This window comes from Candidatus Lokiarchaeum ossiferum (assembly GCA_025839675.1).
Classification (GTDB): Archaea; Asgardarchaeota; Lokiarchaeia; order Sigyniarchaeales; family Promethearchaeaceae; genus Lokiarchaeum; species Lokiarchaeum ossiferum.
Genome location: CP104013.1, coordinates 4532281 through 4554614, shown reverse-complemented (window position 1 = coordinate 4554614; position 22334 = coordinate 4532281). Strand labels below are relative to the sequence as shown.

Below are 22334 nucleotides of genomic sequence, written 5' to 3'. Positions count from 1 at the left end.
TTGAATAACTTCGACAATATAAATTTTACTGAAAATGAATTTTAAAATAATAGAAAAATTGTATTACACAAAATTACGATAATCCACAATATAGTTTTATTATTCCATTTTTCTTTGATATAACAAATATTATTACAGATATTATAATTTAAAATAATTTAATAGGGTTTATTCAGTATTTTCAGCCGTGTTGCATATAATATCAAAATTCAATATATTTTTAGGTGTTGCACCCATTATTGTATTTAGAAAAAAAGCATTTTAACGATTTTGGACTTAATGAACATGAAAAATATGTATAATCACGATTTTCGATTTGAGGGTAAAATTAAATCTTTTGAAGAAATACTTACAGAATTCTATTCTCACATCGCCAAATTGAATGGAAGAAAAGTGAAAACTGCCGTGATTTATGCTTATTTCTTACTTTATAAACGATTAACCCAAGATAATGTTCAAACTCTAACCAATTATTCAAAAGGAACCATTTCAAATGTTTTAAACTATCTTCATGATGGAAATGTTATTGCAAAAGAGACTATCCCTGGTACTCATTTGCAAGAATATTCGAGTCTTATGTATTATCCTAAATTAGATTATATCACCTTTGAAGAGAATTTAGACAATATAAATGAAGCTCAATCATTTACTAAAAAAAATATTCTATTATTACAACAAAAACAGCTTCTTGATGGAGGTTTATTACTTATTCACCGATTAGAAGACTTAGTATATTTTACCGAGTTCCGTCAAGCCGCTAAGTTGGGAAAGAGATTTGAATTGGATCTAGCACGGTTGGATAACCCAATTCCTCCCTTAAATCCACATTTTGATCCTGAAATAGAAGAAATTGAAAAAAAAATTTGCAAATATTTTACAGATTCAGACTTTTTCGAAGATTCAGATAAAAAAAAGGCTTCAATTTTTTCTTATTTAATGACTCGTTGCCACCTCTCATCCACCAAATTGTGTGAATTAACAGGAATTTCACTGCCTACCGTAAATAAAAAACTTCGGGAATTAGCTATCGAAAGATTTATTCAACCAAATCTAACCAAAGATGGTTATGTTTTAAAAAACATCGCGATTTCTTTCCGACTGTTTCGACATTATTATCACGAACAACTGATGGGCTGGATTCCACGCCTCCAAGCAGTTCAAGATCAATTGCGAGACCCGAAACAGAAATTAGTATTCCTTAAAGGATATCCAGAAATGTATACTTTGATTGATCGTATTCTATTTGATTTAAAGGGATTAAAAACATGGTTCAATGAAGTAGCAGAACGAAGAAAAAAAATCCAAGAACTAAATTCACTAAAACCTGATATTTAATCAAAAATATACTTTTCATCATAAATTTTGTTTTTCTAAATCATTAGAGCAATTTATCAAATCTTATCAGAATTTTTCCAAGAAATTCCAGAAAAATCATATATTAATAAGTCCCAACACTACAAATTAGATAGAGCTTTCAGATTTCTTGATTAAAAAGAAAGTCAACCTATAAGGAGGATATCGTTGTGGAAGATATATTGAATTCAAATCATTCTTTTTGCGGTTTTTATTGGATTCGTTCATCCGGAGTCCCCTTCTTCAAGTGGTTTGCAACACCATATTTTGAAATGAAATGGAATCAGGAAGATTTATTTTTTGCTGGATTTTTTTCAGCTTTGAATTCGTCTGGTGAAGTATTTTTCGATGGTGATATACTTCGGTATGTAGAATTTGAGGAATTTAAAATTTATAGTAGTAAAATTCAATGCAATGATATCTTTGTCTTAATCACAACTAAGGATTGTTCCGACAATCTCGCCAATACTCTCTTACACAATTTAACTGAATTTTATTTTAATTCTGACATTTCAACCCTCAATCCTATCGAAAATGATTCTGGAGAGGTGGAAATTAAATTTTTAAGCCTTTTTGAAGATATACTTAAGCAAAAAGAACACCTTAGCAACAATCATGATATTATCCGAAAATCAATCCCTAAATTAAAAAAAAAAAAAAATATCAAAAAAGAATCCAACAAAACATTTGAAGAAAATTTGATACTTAAACGGAAAATAACTGAACTAGAATTGAAGTTAGGATCCATTAGTATGATGGGAAGAACCATTGGACACACTTTAAACAATGTTCTGTCATCAATCTTGGGAAATGTGGCTTTAGCTAAACTCGACGCTCAAAAAGAAGACGAACAATATGAAAGTTTGACCGATGCAGAAAAATCTTGTGATAGAGCAAGAGACTTGACATCACGCTTGTTAACTATTTCCAAAAATTTGAGTAAAAATACCGAAATCTATCAAAAGCACACAAATATACCTGATCGAAATATGTTACGCACGTTAACTAAAGAAAAAATGGTTTTGGGAAAGGGAAGAATATTACTGTTGGATGATGAAGCGAGTCTCCGCCATACAACCCAAAAAATGATTTCCCGTTTGGGTTACAAAGTTGATACTGCAGCCCGAATTGAAGAAGCACTCAAATTATATCAAAAAAGCATGAAAGAAAGGAAGAAATACGATGCTGTTATCCTTGATCTATCCGAACTCGGAGGATTGGGAGGATTTGGAGCTCTTATTTGGCTAAAAATTGATCCGAATATCAATGCAATTGTTTCCAGTGGATATGCTAAAGACCCCATTTTTAAGGATTACACGCACCATGGTTTTCGTGGTGTATTAAAAAAACCCTATGATATTGCGCAATTGAGTCAGGTTCTTAATAATGTCATTACTCAACATCATACAACTAATCCTTTACCATAAATTTTTCAAGGAAATAATGTTAACTTCTTTTGATCTTTAATGGAATGTGATTTGCATGGATATGAACAAGCAGAAGCGTATATCGAAATTTTGCACACCTTGAAAGAGTGTAAGGCTAAAAATGATCAAATTCTTCAAATAATCCATGGTTTCAATAAAGGAACAATTCTCAAATCCTACGTACAATCCCAAAAATTTATCGCACAAATGAAAAAGGAAGGATTTCGGTTATCTCGAAAAAAATCACCGAATCCAGGAACATCTTGCTTCAAAATTGAGCCCTAATATATTGGTTTTTCAATCACATTCACTCAATCCCTTATTTAATCTCATTCAGACATCTCTTTATAGAAGGGAGAATTTGATTTCCGATTCCAAGAGTATGAGGAGATATTTTTTCTGCTTGACTATCCTCATATATATCGATCTCATGCGGAATATTATGATTCAAGAGCACTTGATGAAATTCTCTAATTTCAGGCGCAAAATGATACTCATCTAAAATATCACAACTAAGGATCAAGGTAAGATCTTTGAATGCAGAGGGATATTGCAAAATTACATTAGTTAAATCCGCGGTTTGCCAATTTGCAATACCTTCTTGATTTGTTAAAATAATTTTCCCATCATTTTTCTGCATTGTGGGGATAACGGGTGCATTGTGAGAGAAGATTAAATCCGAAGAATCACGAATATCATCGATGTCTTTTTGGCCTATTGCTTTAGCTTTCTTTTTTCCATAAATTTTGCGATAAATGGGCATCATCATTTCCACGTTGAAGAGATTGAGAGGAATAATCAAGGGACTCAAGGCAACGACAATGTTATATTGGTCAGGATATTTCATCCCACCTAAAAGAGCACCGTATCCTCCCATCGAACCTCCAATTAATGCACGAGATTCTTTTTGAGGTTTAACGCGATATTTTTGTTCTATATAAGAAGGAACTTCTTCAAAAATAAAGTCATTATAGTTTCCCGTGAAGGGAGAATTTACATAGAAACTTCCTTTCATCTTGTAAGATCCATCAGGATTTTTTGTTTCAAACATATCGTGGATCCTCAAGGATCCGTCTGGCTGAACTAAGATGAAAGGAGGAATTTCCTTACTCATAATTAGCTGATCCAGCTTTTCAAAAGTTGTAAGATTACTAAAAACTTTTTTTAACAAAATTCGCAAAATTAATGGATAATTCCGTTTGAAATCTGCTTGAGTCCCCACAATTAAATCAGTTATCGACCCTCCATACCCATGGAGCAAATAAATCACAGGAAATTTCGTTGTTTCATCCTCAAAATAGGAAGGAGGGAGATAGATAGAAACATCCCTTACATTCGTTACCTTTAGAGGGTTTCCTTCCAAGGCTTTAGATTCAACTTTATCAACTTTGTAACGTTGATTTCGGAGATCTTCTCGCATGGATCAATGTTGCTGTAAAAGCTATTAAAATTTACTCCGACAAAACGAGTTTAAAAAAAAAAATTCATTTTCCTGAATTGACATCGCAAAGTGTTCACACTTTCCCATCTTTCGTCTTTTGATGGGAATCCCAATCAGAAAATTCTTGATCCAATGCTCCCACAAATTCGGTAATATCATTAATGAGAATAAAATCCCCATCTATGATCACAGGCAAAGATCTTTTCCATTTCAAAAGCAATTCGAATAATTGTTTTTCTGTGACTTCTAAGCTGGTAGCAACCGATTCAATGGAAATTCTTTGGGAAATCTCCATGATACTTTTAAATTTCTTTAATAATTTCTTTTCATTAACTCGGTTTTTCGATTCTTTTTTTTTTGACTTGAATCGTTTTTGACCAACAGCTTGTGAACCCGAAGAATTCAACAAGGAATATTCAGAACTCTTTGATCGATTTTGATTTCGTTTTTGAGTAATACCTACTGCAATAAGAATCACAACAATAGTGACAACTATAATAATGATGGAGGCTGGATCAATCGCACCACCATCTCCAGTTGAAGTCTCCGTGGTGGTTGAACCTGATCCGGAGGGATCATCTTGGGAAAAATTTTGAGAATAGGCTTGACCTCCCTCTGTATAATTTATTTCAAATGCAAGAATTTCGAAAATGACCCCTTCATCTTGATCACTATCATGCCCCAAATCAGAATGATAATAATCAGAAAAACCCACAGCAAACCAACCGGATGCAGTCGATTCATTCAAAATTTGAATTGCAACATGATCCAAAGTAATAAAGGAAGTGGATGTTGGATATACTCCATTATCACTTAAAGGATAGGAAACATTCTCGCGGAGATGAAGGCCTGATCCCGCATCCAGAAATAATAATTCAGGATCATTAATAGAGAGCGAAGGCTGATTTGTCATCTGATACACATCTAATTGAGCCCGCTGATAGTCACATGATACTGGAATTCCAGTCACATCAATTCGAAGCCCCGCAGCAGTTATATTTGCAGATTCAGGAATGTCCGAAATGTCCCACTCGGCCCATCCACGCCATTCTTCATTATAAAAATCAAATTCATGCCCAATTTGGATCGATTCACCATAAAACCCAGTATAACCATCATTATCATGAAAATAACTATACCCCGATAAAGTTTTCGTTAGTGCTTGTCCAGAAGGCTGAAAATTTTCTGAAACAATTGGAGATCCTGCCCTATTTAAAGGAATAAGCATAAAACTCAATATTACCAGTACACACAAGAAAATACGCCTATGGATAAGTTGCATAATTCTGGAAGGGATCTTCATATCTAAAGGTGTAATGCAATTTATCCCTTAAAAATCAATGGAAGCCCGATCCCAACGCCTTTAAGACACCTCCACTTTTAGTAAGGTACCGAGCTACTTCCGATGACACAGATACCCACATTGAAAACGGAGTTCTTTTCTGCGCAAAATATGGTCCATTTGAAGCAAAAAGCTTTTCAAGCCTTCATCATTTTAACTACCCCCCATTGTGTGTTTTATTACAAAGATCTTTCAACATCCCAACAAAATAACAAAGATTCGGACCTCCAAAATTTCCAAGATATCTTTTTCACAATCCATGAAGGGACATTCTTCATCACAAATGCACTTGGAGCAGAAGAATATCAAGATTTTCTGGAGCAGCAGCAAAAAAATTGTGAAGTTATAAAAAAACCCTCCCTAAATCTTGAAAATTCATCCCCTGAAGAACTTATTCGTCACATTGGTGATAGTTTATTTCAAAAATCGAGGGAGCACGCCAAATTTCCTCAAAAAGCCAAAAAAGAAAAGAATATTGAGGGATTACCCGCAGAAATTTTATCCAAACGTCAAGAAATCGACCAACTTCTTAAACAATTAGATGATCCATGTATTGATCAATCGCAAGAAGATAAGTTAGTGAAGAAAATTGATACCCTTAAGGCAGAAATTCATCATCTGCTTCGATCAAAATCTTAATTTGAATATTCAGCGAGCACTTGCTTAAGCTGTCGTAATGTATAAGGTTTTATCAAAACACCATCGAACCCATATTCACTATGATGAGCCATAATTGGATCGTTAGAATAACCCGAAGATACTATTATCGAAACTTCCGAATCCAGATCGCGGATTCGCTTGACCGTTTCTTTCCCCCCCATGCCACCAGGAATCGTCAAGTCCATAATTATCATTTTATAGGGATCCTTTTGTTTCTTGGCATTAAGAAAGGATTGGATGGTTTCCCCACCTTCAAAAGTAAACGTACTCCGAAATCCTAGTTTTTTTAGGATTCGGCTTAGGAGGAGATGAATGTTTTTATCATCATCCATTACCAAAATCCGATTCATTTGTCGGATTGCGATGGGGAGATCTGATTCGAGAGGTTTGACTTCTGCATCAATTGTCGGTAAATAGAAAGAAAAAGTCGAACCAATACCAGATTCAGAAGTAAAACTCAGGAGTCCATTATGATTTTTAATTATAGAATAACTTGTTGCCAAACCTAGCCCCGTACCAGTTTTTTTTGTAGTAAAATAAGGATCAAATATTTTTTCCTGCAAATGTTTAGGAATTCCGTGGCCCGTGTCCCGAACTGCGATTCGAATATACTTTAGATCGGGATTAAGAGAACTCGGAAGGGTGTTTGATGCAACATTAGATAAGTAAATTTTGATGGTTCCGCCCCGAGACATCGCTTGAATTGCATTCATCAGTAAATTATGCATAACTTGACTGATTTGCCCGGGATCAACGTCTACCGGAGGGATATTTTCTTCAAAAATATATTTGCAAGTCGATTTTGACCCACGAAGAATGAATGAAGCAGATTCTTTCAAAATTGTTTTAATATCCATAATTTTTTTTACGGGTGAACCCCCTTTTGAAAATGTTAGTAATTGCTTTGTCAAATCTCGTGCTCTAAACGCACCTGTTTCAAGATCGTGAAGAATTTCTTTTGTTTCCTTATTTGCATCTTCTTGAAACTGTAATAAATTAATATTTCCAATAATAGATACCAAGATATTATTAAAATCATGGGCAATTCCTCCTGCCAATAACCCGATGGATTCTAATTTTTGAGTTTTAATCCGTTCTTCTTCAAACCTGCGACGCTCTCTAATATCCCTTCCAATCCCTTGATACCCAATAATCTCTTCTCCAGAATATAATAATCGAGTACTTAATTCGAGTGGAATTTTTTCTCCACTTTTTGAAATGAAGTTGATCTCATACGTGGTGACGTCCGTTTCATGTTTTAATTTCTTCAAGGAATACTCGTCGGAAATATTATGAAATTGGGGGTCAATCACCATCTTAATGCTATTACCAGATAATTCTTGAGGTTTGTACCCTAAAAGGGCACATCCTGCAGGATTTATAGATAAAATATTTTCCTGCTTGTCTAAATCCATAATTAGATCGTTGGCAGTCTCAAAAAGCATCCGCAATCGTTGTTCCCGCTGAACAAACAATCGATTCTTTTCATCAGATGTATCCAAAAGCTTCCCTGTTCCAACAAAGTAATCTCCATCGTTTTTTTGTTGGCGATGTCCCATTATTTCTAAGGAATTTATTTGCCCATCCTTTTGAATAAATTCACATTGCACATGAATTGTTGATGGATTGTGAGTTAGGTTCCTGGACCACAACACTTCTGGTGAATCGACATCAGGAAGGAAGTCAAAGATTGACATACCCAGCATCTTTTCCATTGGGATACCAGAAATTGTGGCCGCAAGTGGACTCAAATACTTCAAAATATATTTGTAATCTGTTTCCCACAGAAAAAAGCCATTCTCTTCCAAAAGCTGAATAACCATGTTGTTTTTAAGCATGCGAGCCCGATCCAAAAACTAAAATAGATGCGCTATAGTATGTTCCTAAGTTTGTGACCCTATATTATATTCTTGTATTGCAAATTTTATGAGAAGAATTCGAGTTTTTTCCCAAAGTCCCCCCTCAAAAATGTGTACCCAAAATTTTGACTTAGGTTTGTTAGATTTGAAACATTTTGCTTCTTTTTAACTCCCTCATGCAGCAAATCTGATAATTGTGAAAATCCCGAGTAAGGTTATTTTGAAAGGAAGTCGGTGTTTTTTTTTGGGGGACAGGCGTGTATCAATTATATTTTGGATGTTATTTTCTTGAGGATTATCGATATTTTTAAAAACTCCTTTGAAAATCACCCATATTTCAAGACTTTGGCCAAAATATTCAGCTTGGGATTCCAATGCAGGTAATTATTTTATTCATTTAAATCACAATTAGAAGAAGGAATTATCTTTTTTTTAGGGTTTATTTTTCACTACTATCCGATCTTAGCCAATATTGTATAATTTATATATGATTTTCACGAAGAATAATTCAGATAAATTTCTTAAAAAAAGGATGAAAATGAGAAAAAAAAAAGAAGAATATCGCTTATCCATGCTAGTTTTAATATTTTTGGTAAGTTTTAATATTGGAAATTCTAATTTTAGCCCAGAATCAAAAGTTATTACTGAAACGAATGAAGTAGAAAGAAGAATGGATGTACCTCAAAAAGCATTTAATGAAGAATATTTGGATCAATTTGGAACTCATGTGTTAAATCCAGGAACCTTTAACCAACCTTGTGGAGTTGCAATAAACAGTTCAGGATTTATCCATATTGTTGATTGGGGCGGCAGAGTACAAATATTTGATCCAGAATTTAATTTTGTTAGATCCTTTGGAAGTTCTGGGTTTGGAGATGGGGAATTTAACCTTCCTTATGATATTTTAATCAATAGTACCGGGAATATATTTGTTTCAGACAGACAAAATGGCAGAGTTCAAGTTTTTGACCAATTTGGGAACTTCATTAAGATTATCGGAGAATATATCTTCCAAAAACCCCGAGGGATTGCATTAAATAGTTCAGAACATTTATATGTTGCAGATACTCAGCAGAATCAGATATTTATTTGTTCACCTAGTGGTGAAATCATTAAAACTATTGGTTCATATGGATCTGGTGATGGCCAATTTTATTCCCCAGCTGGTCTTGCGATTAATAGTTCTGGCTATTTATATGTAGCAGATAAATATAACTATCGGATCCAAGTGTTCGATCCTAATGGTCTGTTTATAAATTCCTTTGGTACATCAGGAATGGATGATCCAGATTTTGATTATCCAGAAAATATTGTAATTAATAGCACCGGGTATTTATTTATCACCGATTCTGGCAATAATCATGTTAAAGTTTTTGATCAAGACGGAAATTTTATCAGACTAATAGGGCAATCTGGGTATGATGGGCTAATTTTTAATCCAAAAGGGATAACCATTGATCTTTCCGGAAATTTATTAATTGCAGAATTAGACAGAGATCGGATTCTGAATTATTCCCAAACGGGTGAATATTTTTCTTCATTTGGTATAACAGCATTCTCTGAAATCGGGCAATTAAATATTCCTTCAGGAATAGCTATTAATGGATCAGGCTATGCATACGTATCAGATTCAGAAAATGGGAGGGTCCAAGTATTTAATCCTTCTGGGGAATATGTTCGATCAATTGGCTCTCCAGGAGTGGATTCCTATAATTTATACAAACCTTGGGGTGTGGTTATAAACGAAACCAATTGGGTTTTTGTTTTAGATGATTCTGATATAAAGGTGTATGATCCAGAAGGCAATTATCAATACATGATAGGAGAAGAGGATACAGGAAGTGAGGAACTCCTTTTTCCTAGAGGAATAGCAATAAATTCATCAAACTATATTTATGTTGTTGATCAGAACCGTCAAAAAATTCAAGTGTATGATCCATCAGGAAATTTCCATCGTTCATTTGGAACTTTTGATTATGCTAGTGCAATTGCTATCAACAGTAGTGGATTTACTTATATTACCGATCAATTAGATGGTGGAAATCATGTTATAAGAGTTTTTAATCCTTTGGGATCTCAGGTTAACCAATTTGGATCTTATGGATCAGATGATGGTCAATTTTCTTCTCCTCAGGGAATTGCAATAAATCAAACGAATTATGTATATGTATCTGACACCGAGAATGATCGGATCCAAATTTTTGACCCTCAAGGTAATTATATCGATCAATTTGGGACTTCTGGTTATAATGATGGACAATTAAGTAAACCTCTCGGTATTGCATTTAATTCTCTCAATCAAACCTTTGTGGTGGATTCAAATAATCATCGAATACAGAAATTTGGAGAAGGTATATATTACAAACCAAATGCTCCTTTTTTATCAAACTTTGGGTTTCCTTCAACAAAATTTAATTCTATTATTCTAAATTGGACTGATGTTGATGATGCTCAGTCATATAATCTCTACCGCCATAGATCTCCTATAACAGAAATTAATAGTTCAATCCTTCTGAAAAATGTTGTCTCGAATTATACTTCAGATACTTTAAACGATGGAGGGGGAATTTATTACTATGTATGCACTACCATTAATGGATCGGGTGAATCAAATCCATCAAATCCAGTTAGCATTGAATATGTTGTACCCGATGCACCTATATTATCAAATATTATCCCCGATCAAACAACTTGCCATGAAATTATTTTGAATTGGACTCAAGTAGATGGTGTAGAATCTTATAATCTCTATCGCCATATTGGCCCGATTATTTCCATAAATAGTTCAATTTTCATCAAAAATATGTATACGAATGAAACCACAGATATTCTTCCATCTGGTGGAACGTTTTACTATGCCGTGACTGCCGTTAATGGCGCAGGTGAATCAATTTTATCTGAATCGAAAATAGTCACTTTCCTTTCTCCAAATGCACCGATTTTGTCAAAAATATTTCCTAACCCATCAACAAGTTCAGTTATTTTATTAAATTGGACTCAAGTAAATGGAGCAGAATCTTATAATCTTTATCGTCATACCGGTCCGATTACTTCCATAAATAGCTCTATTTTTCTAAAAACTGTCTTGACTAATATGACTGAAGATCAACTTCCATCGAACGGTGAATATTTTTATGCAGTTACTGCACACAATTCTGCAGGAGAATCGCCTGTGTCAAAAAATGTCTCAATACAATATTTCACACTAGATCCTCCAGTATTATCCAATTTGGATCCATTGAACTATAATAATGAAATTATCTTGAATTGGACAGATATAGAGGGTGTTGATTATTATAACGTATATCGCCATATATTTCCGATCACTACTTTAAATAGTTCAATTTTCCTATCAACATCAGTAATTTCTGCATACACAGACTCTCTTAAAGAATTTGGACAGTATTATTATGTGATCACCACAGTCAACAGTCTTGGTGAATCTACCCCTTCAAACATGATCTATATTAATTTTACCCCACTCATTCCTCCCGTTATTTCAGAACCAACATTGGATTTCAACAATATTCGTGGAGTCGTCTATTTAGAGTGGTCAACTGTTGAAGGTGCAGATTTTTATAACATTTATCGCCATAATTCATATATTTCTTCAATAAACAGTTCAATTTTTCTCCAGAAGACAGAAAATATAAATTTTACAGATACCCTTGACTCATATGGTAAATACTATTATGTAATTACAGCCATTAATTCAAATGGTGAATCTCTCGAATCAAATGTAATAATGGTCGAATATTCTGAAAATTCAACAATTTCAGAAACACCTACTGTACCAGTACCATCTAAGATACCAGGATACTCGTTCATTGATGAGGTTCTTTTATCAACGATAACATTAGGAATTATTGTTCTAAGCAAAAGACGAAAAATGAATTTTTTGGGTAAATGACCCTTAGGTGATGATCCTTTTTACCACAATCTAAAAAAGGTGTTCCTTTTTTCTCACTTTTGATTACATTTTCTTTTTTTAAACGGAGAAGATTAGGAATCATGGAATAATACCTCTATACTATCGTTCTTTTTCATATATTTTCAATATTTTTTTTTACAGTCTATAAAGCCTAAATGACCAACGAAATTGCATTAGCATTTGGCATGAGAAATCAATAAAACTCAAAACATTAGTTTTGATTCTAATAACTTTGATTGAGAAGAAATGATTCCCAAATTGTAAATTCGGGTTTTTTCCCAAAGTCCCCCCTCAAAAATGTATGCACTAAATTTTGGCGAGAGTTATTCCTTTCGAAAAAGTTTTGCTTCTCTCCACACCCCTCATGCCACAAATAGAACTGGTACAATCTTCTGTTCCCGACACTGTGCAAAAAAATTTTTATGAAATGGAATATTCATGATCATAGTTTTGAAAGTGCACTGGTAAAGTTCAAATACTTGCCATCATTTCCAAAATCAGTGGTATGCCTTTGTAGTCTAGCCCGGCCATTACGCTGCCTTGGTAAGGCAGATGTCGAGGGTTCAAGTCCCTCCGAAGGCTCCACACTTTCTATCTTTATTTCGTATCTTGCACGAGAGTGCCTAAAATATCCAAAACCCATGCCGGTGTAGCTCAGTTGGTTAGAGCGCTGGACTCATAATCTCCATTGCGAAATGGACTAAAAAAGGGTCGGACGCATTCAATGCGGTCCAGATGAGACATCCAGAGGTTCGTGTGTTCAATCCACACCACCGGTACTACCTAATTTTTCTTCTTTCCTAAAATTGGATGATTTTTTGGTGAGTTGCATCAATCAGAAAAAAAATCTGCTACAGCGAGGTAATTGGAGTGCTTAAAAATTATCTCCTTTATAAAAAGGAAAATAAAAATTTTGTGATCAACACTACTGCAATTGTTTCCCTTTTTTTTCAGATTTCAAAATAGTGCTGGGAAATTTACTTAACTCATTCAAAGATCAATTTTTATTTGCAGTGAGACTTAAAATATCTATGGAAGGATTTTCCAAAAATTCACAATCCGCTATCATAGCTTTACTGGGACTTACGGCGATAGGAGCAGGATATAACACAGAAATGGGACCTATTTTCCTTATATTAGCCATTTTATTCGTACTGATTGGATGGAATGGGATAAACAATACTTCAGATGTGAAGGAAGAAGAAATGCAGGAAGAAAAAGTAAAAACAGAGAAAAATGAAGACAAGACTTCTTTAGACTATGAATGAAATTATACCGGCCTTCCTTTTTTTTCACTTATTTAGTTAATTATCATAAAAATGACGAATGGGCGAAAATGGACTTCAATTTTGATGATAACTACCTAATTCAACCTGAACCAAAGAAAGTAGAGCATCTGGTTAACAATGTTTCTACACAAGTAAGTAATAATAACAAAAAATTATTTATTTGGATTTGGAGGTAAAAAAAAGGCAAGAAATTTATATTTCAATGTGTTATTTTTTCTTTCGCCCAAATATCAAGCCTCCGAATAGAATCCCTAATAGCAATCCTGCTCCAACACCACCGAGGGCAACATAATTTGCATTAAGACCAAAAATTAAGGGGACTCCATCTGTCGTACTTCCAGAAGAATTGGTTGTTGTAGTGCTACTTGTGGTGTCATCCACTGTATCATCTACTGGAGGAATTGGAATATTATTCTGGAAATACTTTAATTGTTTAGGTCCTGAGTTCATTTCATTGACGATAAACTTGTCCCGCCATGTTGTGAGTCCATAAAAGTTGGTTCCTTCACACATAAGAATTGATTCAGCAAGAATTGTTCCAGATGAAAGATCAATCTCAAATATAAGATTTGAATCGGATGTGGTACCATAAAGCGCATCGTGTTCACTTGACCACGCCAAACCAGTAATAGAATACTCAATCTCAAAGTGATTAACAATAGATTCAGTAGTAGGATTGATTTGAATCATAGTGCCATTTACTAAATAAGCCCAAATATAGGAATCGACCCATTCGAGCGCGTAAATTTGAGATGAGCCATCTAAACCCAGAGAAAAACTATGAATCGTTGTTCCGCTCATATCTAATTGGCAAATTTCATAAGAACCCCCAAATTCTGCAGCCCATATTGTTCCTTCATGATAGGAGAGACCAATTGGTATAAAGCTAGTTGAAAGCTCAGCAACTTCTTCCCCAGTCCCAATTTCTGCAACAGTAATTGCTGTTGTGTAGAAAGGTCGGAAAAAGAGGTGAGTCCCATTATTTGTCATTCGGAAAGGGAAGGTGTAGGCAGAATAATCAAAACCGAAAACATATTCCCCTGTATTAAATTCTGTTTTAATCCAATGGAGACAATTCTCGTTATAATCGCTAACTACCAATAAATTTCCTTGTTGAGTAGATCCCCAATCGCCAGTAGAAATTATAGGAGATTTAAATTTGCATAATATCTGACCATTTGAGGCATCAATCCCATAGATATTGTTATCATTATAGCTGATGCAATATACTATTCCATTAATTTCGGGACCTGCAGCCATTCTAAAAGGTAGAGAAAAATTTTTTATCACTGCTCCTGAAATTGCATTGATTTGTAGCAAGTTACAAGAAAACGTCATAACGTTCATTTGATCCATCCAAATTGTACCAGCGGAATATTCCAGCCCAAATGTTTGGGATTGATCTGAATAAATGACCAAAGTATCGACAATTGCTTGAGTCGTTGGATTTATTATAAAAATTGTCCCATTTCCCGCCACAGCAGCAGTCGTATATAGATAATCAGCACTGGCGGCTAAACTGTCACAGTCAAAACCAAAATCAGGAAAAGTTTCTAGAAGATCTCCATTTACAGCTGAGACTTCTATAATTTGCTTTAAAACCCGGTCAACCCCCCAGATGCGATTTCCATAAATAGCCAAGGCTTGTATATCGTTTGTAAAGAAATCCAAAGTTTTAATAGACTTGCTCATGTTCGAAGCTTTTGGAATGCTGTTAAGATTTTCAAAGACAGGAAGAGAATCGGTAGATGAATTATTTTGAGGGTAAATTGTGATTCCCCCCCATAATAACATTAATCCAAGAAATAATCCAATTGTTTTTTGTTCACATTTCATAACCTATCACCAGTACAAATGTGATGAATGAAACATATAAGTGTTCCTACACCTCCGAATTGGATAGGCAATAAAGTTGTTTTCTTGAACTACTTCATTGATAAAATCAGTAAAAAGTGATATCAATTTGTTTTCATTTTTTTAATCTAATGTTGATTACCTCTAAAATAACACCATTAAATAAGAGAAAGACATATATTTAAAAAAAAGGAATTTATCCTTATACTAATAAGGTGAAATCAATGAGTCAATTTTTCCGAAACACATTTTTCTTTAAAACCGATGCGATATATTTCTTCTTTCACGTCATTTTTGGGATAGAGGCGCTGACATTAAATCTATTCTTTAATAGATATAACAGAATTTTATTTTCCATCGATAGAACACTAACTTCTATTTTTACCATTTTCATCTGGACTTTTTTTGGAGCTTATTATATTGGCGCGTTTATTGCGATCTATTCCAATGCCAAAATTGATGAACATAAAAAAAGAAAGGGAAAATTCCATACTATTCCAGCAATGATTGTGGGAGGAGCCATCAACTTACTAATGATGATCTATCTTCCATTTATAGCACTTCGTTCTACGATGTCACATAAAGTGCTCCTTTACAGTGAATTTTTGTATTTCTTGATATTATTTGTAATATTATATTATAAGATAAACCCAAAAATGAATGAATTTTCAATTATAGGCTATAAACCCACTACAGAAATTGCCACAGATATTCCTTTGGAACAATTACTCGTTAAAATCACGGAAAAACGCCATGAAACAAAAGAAGCGTTGGATCATGATGATATAGGAAAAGCACGAGAATTACTCGCAATTGAAATGCAATATCACAATCACGGAATTTCTATTGCCCAAAACTTAGATTTAGACGATTTGACTTTGAAATTAATTCGCAGAAATGAAATTAACAAACAGATGATGAGAAAAATTATTGATGTTGATTACTCACGTCGATATCAAGATCTATTTGAAAGGTTGGAAAAAGAAAAACATGCCAAATATTACCAAGGAATCCATAAAATCTTAGTGTCAATGCAAGACTTGACCAATGCCTACAAGAAAACAGTTAGAAAATATAAATCCAAGGAAGATATTAAGGAATTAAATGAAATTCTCGATGATCTGGATATAAAAATAGATTACAATCGATTTGTTATCGAATACACAAAATTTGAACAAAATTATAACAAAGTTATAGAAAATGTAGAAAAAAACAATCTTCAAAAAGCGAAAGAAGCGTTGCAGCTAATGATTCCCGAAATTCAAAATTATCTCAAAAAAATCATGAAATATATGGAGAAATCTGAAGAAATCACGGAAATTTACCAAGTCAGCACTGCTTTAACAAAAAATATGCAGGAATTGCAAGCGAGCATCGTTCAGCAGTACAATCAATTATTCGATAGTACGAAAATCGAACCTCTCGAAGTAGAGAAATATGAGAGCAATTTAAAATCTTTAAAAATCAAACAGTATGGTCAACAACCGGAAGAACTCAAAGCCTATATTCACACGCTGGATCAACAATTTCTAGAATGGGAAAAGCGAGAAACAACCAATTCAAGTAAGATTACTTAGTAAAATGAGATATATCGTGGTGTTAAAAAAAAAATTTTTAATTTATTATGTTTTGCTGGAAATCATTCCATAATCCAATATACTCCAGATTTAGGGAAAAACTTTCTTGGGAACATTTATCGAGGTAATTTGATTCAAATCCCATTGCCAAGCAGAAATTTCGCAACGTAAAAACGCATGATGCGGAGAATGATCTTTGTGAATATGATCAACATATTCTGGTGTTATTACAGCAATTCCTTTATAATTTTTTATGATTCTTCCCAAATTTTCGAATAGATCTTTCTGAACAGTGGGCCCGAGGAATATTACTTTTGAAGGTAACCAATTATGAGAAGGTGGATCAATATTGGCATCAACATCCCCCATTTTAGATATCAGTGTTAAAAATTCTTTGATTTGAGCTGGCCCGTGCACAACATCTAAGATTTTAACGAGAATTTGATCTTGGAAATCGAGTTTATATAATCGTCTAGCGAGAAATTTATCAATTCGATTTAATTTTCGGGATCCAGAGTTAAGAATATAATCCATTTTGAGAATTTTACCATCAATTAGAAGTTCTTTCTGAGTATCTATTTGAGCATCCATTGAAAATTGGTTTTTTAACCATTCTTCAATACTGTGGGAGTTTTGCCCAGGAGCATTTAGAACAGGCTGAAATTTAGTTTCTTTTTCTCTGCTTTGTTCCAATTTAAGATTGACAAAATCTTTTAGTTCAGCACTGAATTCTTGAAAGGGAGAAAGATTTCCATTGAAGTTTTCTAAAGTGTTTTTGAAAATGGAGATAAACATGGCTGCAATATCCGAGGTAATATCTTCTAAAATTTTTTTTGAAGGTGATTCACGGTCAGCAACTACAGCCACAGTAATGTAAGTTAAATAACACATCTCAATTTGTTTATCATTGGTAGTGAAATTGGATAAATCCCCAATCTTACACTCTTTTAAGAATAATCGAATACTTGTTAACGCTCCACTGAACAAAATGGTATCTTTCGATGCTTCTTCATTTGGGATTTCATTAAAATCAACTTGGACAAGAGGAAGACCTGAATCAGATGTTAATATATATATTTGATGAATCATGGGAAATCACTGTGTAGGTATAAATATATTATGACAAAGCCTTAATATATGGGTTATGAAACAAGTTATTATCACATAATTTTTACTATCAAAAAGTATGGATGAGATTTTTTCTATAACATTTATTAACTTGAATAATCCTATAAGGTAAGGATTATGAGACAAATTATTTCAAATTTAATTAATGGAGTTAGGATTAATGTTTGAGTTTATTTATGGATTAATTGGAACCTATGGAGCCATTGTCATTTTTATAGGCCTATTTGGGGGAATAATCGTTTGGTACACCTTAAAATATACGGTTATTAATTTAATTCGCAAAATAATTACTTCTTGAAATGAGATGGAATATATTCTTTTTCTCTATAAAATTCTTGCGGATGGATTCTCTATAAGGTTTAAATAAGCAATAATATATAGATAATGTTTATAAATTTGTTGGAATTCTTAAAAAGAGCAAAAGTAGTTTAAATTTGTAGCTAAAATATTATAGGGAAGTGAAACTATGTATAGAGGTTCTGGGTCAGAAATTATAACTTTTACAATATATAACGTTATTGTTGGAATAATCTTGCTAATTTGGCTTCTAAATTTGATTATTTTTCCGATTTGTGTCAAAAAAATGAATTTAGCACACATTAAAGCACCTGAAATTATAGAAAGATATATTAAATTTTTACATAATAATAAAAACCAGAGACCCAAATTTTTGCAAATATACTATGTGTACATCACCATAACATATTTTCTAAGATTTTTGATCAAAAATAATGGATGGTTTTTTGCCAATGCTCTATTCTTCATACCAGATATTGTATTTTATTTTAATATTATTAAAGAAATCTATGCACCTGCCCTACACAAGCAATTAAAACAAAGTGTGTTGATAATTTATGGAGTAATTGGAATAATTTCGATAGTATACTGGTATTCTGGAGCCATATTCTTATGGTATGATATTTTAGGGGGAATTCTTATATTTCAACTGGTAACCAAGTTGAATTTTCCATATAATATTAAGGAAAATTATCAAGATCAATACAAGAATTTTAAATTAGGAATCCCCCTGCTATTTTATGGTCAGCGGTTAGATTTTCAAGTCCTTAATTTATATTTGAGCTTATATATAGGAGGAAATCCAACATTGTATATTTTTTGTGCAATTGGACTATTTTTAGGCATCCTTTTAATAGATATTGGTTTTACCCATGCAAAAAATGGTGAACAATTTACCCCAACAATTACGAACAAAGTATTTCCTTCAAAATCATTTAAGGAACAACAAATTTTCTCTTCGGAACAAGAAAAAAGAACTTTAAATACAAGGAAAAGCAACGCATCAGATAAAATGGCAGATACACAGTTAGAAATGTCAAGAATTAATGATGCAATTCACCAAATACGATTAAATAACCAAAAATTCACACAATCCACCGAAACTCAACCCAATTCAGCAATTAATCGAAATTATGAAAATAAAAGCTCAGAATTAATGAAAGAAAATAAGAAAGCAATTGTCAAATCGACCCCAATAACAGACCAAGAACCAACAGTAGAAACCACCCCGATAAAAGGCCAAGAACCAACAGTAGAAACCACCCCGATAACAGACCAAGAACCAACAGTAGAAACCACCCCGATAACTGACCAAGAACCAACAGTAGAAACCACCCCGATAACTGACCAAGAACCAACAGTAGAAACCATCCCAATAAGAGAACAAGATCCAACAACAAAATCAACCCCAATTGTGGAGATTATACCCAATATTGTTTGTTTATACTGTGGGATCGATTATAATCCTAATTTAGCTCAATGCCCGGAATGTGGTAAAATCACAAAAAACTAATACTTTTTTCTCAATTGTTAATGGCTAAAATCATAATTTAAGAAAATTGGTAGTTGTACGAAAAATCCCCCCAATCATTTTTACTTGAAGTGATTATTTCGTTAAAAATAGGATAAATGTAAGTAAATTTCAATTATATTGTACGAGATATATTTTGGAAAGAGGCTACATGCTTTTTTAATTTCATGCGTCTCTCAATCAATTGAATGCAACCATAAGATCGATTTTTTCTTCTAATTTAATAATTATCCCCTATTTAAACTTAATATGAAAGTTTTATTGTGTGACAAAATTATTCCCGTGACCAGAAAAATAATAAATCAAGGGCATATTTTCATTGAAAATGGCAAGATTACCAAAGTGGGAGAAGGATATGAGGTACCCCAAGGTGCAGAAATTATTGATGCGAAAGATATGATCGCTTTCCCCGGTATTATTGATGCCCATAGTCACGCATCTGTATTCGAAGAGGAAATTGGATTTCACCAAGACGGAAATGAATCTACAGATCCAATCACCCCCCAGGTAAGGGTTATTGATGCAATTAACCCGAAAGATCGAGGGTTGCGAAGAGCCGTCTCAGGAGGAGTGACATGCATTTGTGTCGCTCCAGGAAGTGCAAATGTTGTAGGTGGACATATGACAACCATTAAAACCCACGGAACGTTGCTTTCTAAAATGATAGTCACTCAAAAAGCCGGGATTAAATGTGCTTTTGGTGAAAATCCTAAACGAGTATATGGAGCACAGAAAAAGATGCCCAATACACGAATGGGAAATCTTGCAGTTTTTCGCCAGTTTATGGTGGATGTTCAAAATTATATGGCTAAATGGGATGCTTACAATCGAAAAATGAAAGTCTATTTAAGAGAACAAAAAGAAAACGAAATCAATGGAGATAAAGAAAAATCATCAAAATTATCAGAACCCAGCATTCCCGAAAGAAATCTGAAGTATGAAGCAATGATTGATGTATTTCAGAAAAAAATCCCCTTAAGAGCTCATGCTCATCAAGCAAATGACATCGTGACCGCGGTTGAGCTGGCGAAAGAATTCGATGTGAATATCATCATTGAACATTGCTCAGAAGGACATCAGATAATCGATTATTTGTTAAAAAATCAAATACCCGCGCTAATTGGCCCGACATTCAGCCATCGATCAAAAATTGAAACACGTTTCAAAACTTGGACAACCCTTGGAAAATTGTATAAGGCGGGCTTGCTTGTTGGATTAACTTCAGATCATCCTGTTTCCCCTCTCCAATTTCAAACCGTTTACGCCGCGATAGCTCATCGTGAGGGACTTTCAGAACAAGGTGCTTTTGAAGTACTCACAATAAATGGTGCGAAAATATTAGGAATTGAAAACCGTGTAGGTTCTATCGAAGTTGGAAAGGATGCCGATATTGTTTTATTTGAAGGACATCCTTTGGATACGCGATCCAAAATAAGCAAAGTTTTTATCAACGGAAATCCCGTTTTTGATCGATTACGGGATAAAGATGAAAATTTATTCTAATACAAGCGACAATACAAAGCTCATCAATTATTTTGCTTACTTTTTTGCTTATTTTAGACACGAAATTTCGATTTTGCAAGACTTTGTATGAAAACTGGAGCAAAAATTTTTAAAATGACATTAGCAAAAAATTTCTTAAAATATTTTTGAACTCAAGGAATAAATCAGTAAGAAGTAAATTTCAATTATATTGTAAGAGATGGCATTATGAATAAAACCTATAAAAAACTTTTAGAAAATAAAGATATACCACAATCGTTCTGGTATTTTTCGATCTTCTTTCTTACTTGTTCGATTGGTCCACTCATTTATCTAAAACTAACATTTTCCACAATTATTTCCAATATTCAAATCTGGATTTTGCTTTTAGTGATTTTAATCATTTCAAGTGCGTTTGCGATTATCGCTTTAACAAAATATCGCAAGAATCGGATATTAATTAGCTCTCTTATGGAACATCTTGTAAGAAATACCGAAAAGATCACTCAATCAAGCGAAAATTTTGCGAGTTCCCATATCGCAATTATGAAAGGTTCCACACAACAAGTTGAGGCATTGAATGACATTTTAACCAATTTCGACGAGTTAACACAAGGAATTCAAAATATTCGTAAGGAAGTTAAAAATATTGATTCGATCTCCGACATCATATCTCGAATTGCAGATAAAACAAATATTTTGGCAATAAATGCGACGATTGAAGCATCCAGAGCAGGTGAAGCAGGAATCGGGTTAAAATCTGTTGCAGAATATGTACAAAAATTAGCAGATGAATCTCAAAAACAAGTTTCTGAAACAGAACGTAAATTGAAAGAAATTACTGAAATTACATCACTCCAAGAAAAAAATACATTGGAAATAGACGATTCCATCAGGGATTTAACTATCGTTGCATCAACTTTTTCTAGCACTTCTCAACAGACAAATCAAGCAGCCCAAGAAATTTTGGATTTGACTGCAAGTATCAAAAAATCCACCAATTCATTGTTAACTTCGTTAAATTTGGAAGAATCCACACCTAACGAGGAGATCATGACCCCTTCATCATTAGAACACGATGGTTTTGATGATGACTTAAAACAATTATTTTTAGAAAATGATTCGGGAATGACATTGAAATTTGATACAACTGAATCATAATA

Annotated in this window: 16 protein-coding genes and 2 tRNA genes; 13 read left to right on the top strand and 5 right to left on the bottom strand. The window is 33.5% G+C overall.

Translation table 11 applies throughout. The annotated features are described in order from the left end of the window. The first annotated feature begins 279 nt into the window (after positions 1-279). The 3 genes from NEF87_RS19560 to NEF87_RS19550 all read left to right on the top strand — a co-directional run bounded on the left by NEF87_RS19560 (position 280) and on the right by NEF87_RS19550 (position 3065). Positions 280-1335, top strand: coding sequence for a hypothetical protein (locus tag NEF87_RS19560; protein WP_371803162.1), 1056 nt, complete (start codon positions 280-282; stop codon positions 1333-1335). A 188-nt stretch (positions 1336-1523) separates the two neighbouring features. Continuing rightward, the gene (locus NEF87_RS19555; RefSeq protein ID WP_457917155.1) at positions 1524-2780 is read left to right on the top strand and encodes a response regulator; all 1257 of its coding nucleotides are present in this window, start codon (positions 1524-1526) and stop codon (positions 2778-2780) included. A 39-nt stretch (positions 2781-2819) separates the two neighbouring features. Next, positions 2820-3065 (top strand): Smr/MutS family protein, encoded by a 246-nt coding sequence (locus NEF87_RS19550; protein WP_371803160.1) that lies wholly within the window; start codon positions 2820-2822, stop codon positions 3063-3065. Between the two features lie 34 nt (positions 3066-3099). On the opposite strand, the gene NEF87_RS19545 is transcribed toward NEF87_RS19550, so the two are convergent. Then, positions 3100-4200, bottom strand: coding sequence for an alpha/beta hydrolase (locus NEF87_RS19545; protein WP_371803159.1), 1101 nt, complete (start codon positions 4198-4200; stop codon positions 3100-3102). A gap of 94 nt (positions 4201-4294) precedes the next feature. After that, positions 4295-5524, bottom strand: coding sequence for a hypothetical protein (locus tag NEF87_RS19540; RefSeq protein ID WP_457917154.1), 1230 nt, complete (start codon positions 5522-5524; stop codon positions 4295-4297). A 102-nt stretch (positions 5525-5626) separates the two neighbouring features. Here NEF87_RS19540 and NEF87_RS19535 point away from each other — a divergent pair, with 102 nt between their 5' ends. Next, entirely contained in the window at positions 5627-6202 is a 576-nt protein-coding gene (locus NEF87_RS19535; protein ID WP_457917153.1) for a hypothetical protein, read from the top strand. On the opposite strand, the gene NEF87_RS19530 is transcribed toward NEF87_RS19535, so the two are convergent. After that, positions 6199-8061, bottom strand: coding sequence for a PAS domain-containing hybrid sensor histidine kinase/response regulator (locus NEF87_RS19530; RefSeq protein WP_457917152.1), 1863 nt, complete (start codon positions 8059-8061; stop codon positions 6199-6201). The genes NEF87_RS19535 and NEF87_RS19530 overlap by 4 nt on opposite strands. A 559-nt stretch (positions 8062-8620) precedes the next feature. On the opposite strand from NEF87_RS19530, the gene NEF87_RS19525 reads away from it, so the two are divergent. The 4 genes from NEF87_RS19525 (at position 8621) to NEF87_RS19510 (ending at position 13281) form a co-directional block, all read left to right on the top strand. Beyond that, positions 8621-11992 carry a 6-bladed beta-propeller gene (locus NEF87_RS19525; RefSeq protein WP_457917151.1) on the top strand — a complete coding sequence of 1124 codons (3372 nt, stop codon included), beginning with the start codon at positions 8621-8623 and terminating at the stop codon, positions 11990-11992. 528 nt (positions 11993-12520) lie between these two features. After that, positions 12521-12598, top strand: a tRNA-Thr gene (locus tag NEF87_RS19520). 58 nt (positions 12599-12656) lie between these two features. Further along, positions 12657-12792: transfer RNA gene (locus NEF87_RS19515), tRNA-Met, on the top strand. 252 nt (positions 12793-13044) lie between these two features. Further along, a complete protein-coding gene (locus NEF87_RS19510) occupies positions 13045-13281 on the top strand; it encodes a hypothetical protein (protein WP_457917150.1) in 237 nt (78 codons plus the stop codon). 228 nt (positions 13282-13509) lie between these two features. On the opposite strand, the gene NEF87_RS19505 is transcribed toward NEF87_RS19510, so the two are convergent. Further along, on the bottom strand, positions 13510-15138 hold the full coding sequence (locus NEF87_RS19505; RefSeq protein ID WP_457917149.1) for a YncE family protein: 1629 nt from the start codon (positions 15136-15138) through the stop codon (positions 13510-13512). Positions 15139-15380: 242 nt separating this feature from the next. On the opposite strand from NEF87_RS19505, the gene NEF87_RS19500 reads away from it, so the two are divergent. After that, on the top strand, positions 15381-16733 hold the full coding sequence (locus NEF87_RS19500; RefSeq protein WP_457917148.1) for a hypothetical protein: 1353 nt from the start codon (positions 15381-15383) through the stop codon (positions 16731-16733). Positions 16734-16823: 90 nt separating this feature from the next. Here NEF87_RS19500 and NEF87_RS19495 read toward each other — a convergent pair whose 3' ends face one another. Beyond that, a complete protein-coding gene (locus NEF87_RS19495) occupies positions 16824-17822 on the bottom strand; it encodes a hypothetical protein (protein WP_457917147.1) in 999 nt (332 codons plus the stop codon). A 199-nt stretch (positions 17823-18021) separates the two neighbouring features. Between NEF87_RS19495 and NEF87_RS19490 the strand changes: the two genes are divergently transcribed. The 4 genes from NEF87_RS19490 (at position 18022) to NEF87_RS19475 (ending at position 22332) form a co-directional block, all read left to right on the top strand. After that, a complete protein-coding gene (locus NEF87_RS19490; RefSeq protein ID WP_371803150.1) occupies positions 18022-18159 on the top strand; it encodes a hypothetical protein in 138 nt (45 codons plus the stop codon). 168 nt (positions 18160-18327) lie between these two features. Then, complete coding sequence (locus NEF87_RS19485) at positions 18328-19671, top strand: hypothetical protein (RefSeq protein WP_457917146.1); 1344 nt, start codon at positions 18328-18330, stop codon at positions 19669-19671. A gap of 267 nt (positions 19672-19938) precedes the next feature. Further along, a complete protein-coding gene (locus tag NEF87_RS19480) occupies positions 19939-21192 on the top strand; it encodes an amidohydrolase (protein WP_457917145.1) in 1254 nt (417 codons plus the stop codon). 207 nt (positions 21193-21399) lie between these two features. Further along, a complete protein-coding gene (locus NEF87_RS19475) occupies positions 21400-22332 on the top strand; it encodes a methyl-accepting chemotaxis protein (RefSeq protein WP_457917144.1) in 933 nt (310 codons plus the stop codon). Positions 22333-22334 lie beyond the last annotated feature (2 nt).

Coding starts and splice junctions, on each gene's coding strand:
- NEF87_RS19525 (WP_457917151.1), top strand. CDS start 8,621: ATGAGAAAAAAAAAAGAAGAATATCGCTTATCCATGCTAGTTTTAATA.
- NEF87_RS19510 (WP_457917150.1), top strand. CDS start 13,045: ATGGAAGGATTTTCCAAAAATTCACAATCCGCTATCATAGCTTTACTG.
- NEF87_RS19485 (WP_457917146.1), top strand. CDS start 18,328: ATGTATAGAGGTTCTGGGTCAGAAATTATAACTTTTACAATATATAAC.
- NEF87_RS19480 (WP_457917145.1), top strand. CDS start 19,939: ATGAAAGTTTTATTGTGTGACAAAATTATTCCCGTGACCAGAAAAATA.
- NEF87_RS19500 (WP_457917148.1), top strand. CDS start 15,381: ATGAGTCAATTTTTCCGAAACACATTTTTCTTTAAAACCGATGCGATA.
- NEF87_RS19535 (WP_457917153.1), top strand. CDS start 5,627: ATGACACAGATACCCACATTGAAAACGGAGTTCTTTTCTGCGCAAAAT.
- NEF87_RS19495 (WP_457917147.1), bottom strand. CDS start 17,822: ATGATTCATCAAATATATATATTAACATCTGATTCAGGTCTTCCTCTT.
- NEF87_RS19540 (WP_457917154.1), bottom strand. CDS start 5,524: ATGAAGATCCCTTCCAGAATTATGCAACTTATCCATAGGCGTATTTTC.
- NEF87_RS19505 (WP_457917149.1), bottom strand. CDS start 15,138: ATGAAATGTGAACAAAAAACAATTGGATTATTTCTTGGATTAATGTTA.
- NEF87_RS19530 (WP_457917152.1), bottom strand. CDS start 8,061: ATGCTTAAAAACAACATGGTTATTCAGCTTTTGGAAGAGAATGGCTTT.
- NEF87_RS19550 (WP_371803160.1), top strand. CDS start 2,820: ATGGAATGTGATTTGCATGGATATGAACAAGCAGAAGCGTATATCGAA.
- NEF87_RS19560 (WP_371803162.1), top strand. CDS start 280: ATGAACATGAAAAATATGTATAATCACGATTTTCGATTTGAGGGTAAA.
- NEF87_RS19545 (WP_371803159.1), bottom strand. CDS start 4,200: ATGCGAGAAGATCTCCGAAATCAACGTTACAAAGTTGATAAAGTTGAA.
- NEF87_RS19475 (WP_457917144.1), top strand. CDS start 21,400: ATGAATAAAACCTATAAAAAACTTTTAGAAAATAAAGATATACCACAA.
- NEF87_RS19490 (WP_371803150.1), top strand. CDS start 18,022: ATGTTTGAGTTTATTTATGGATTAATTGGAACCTATGGAGCCATTGTC.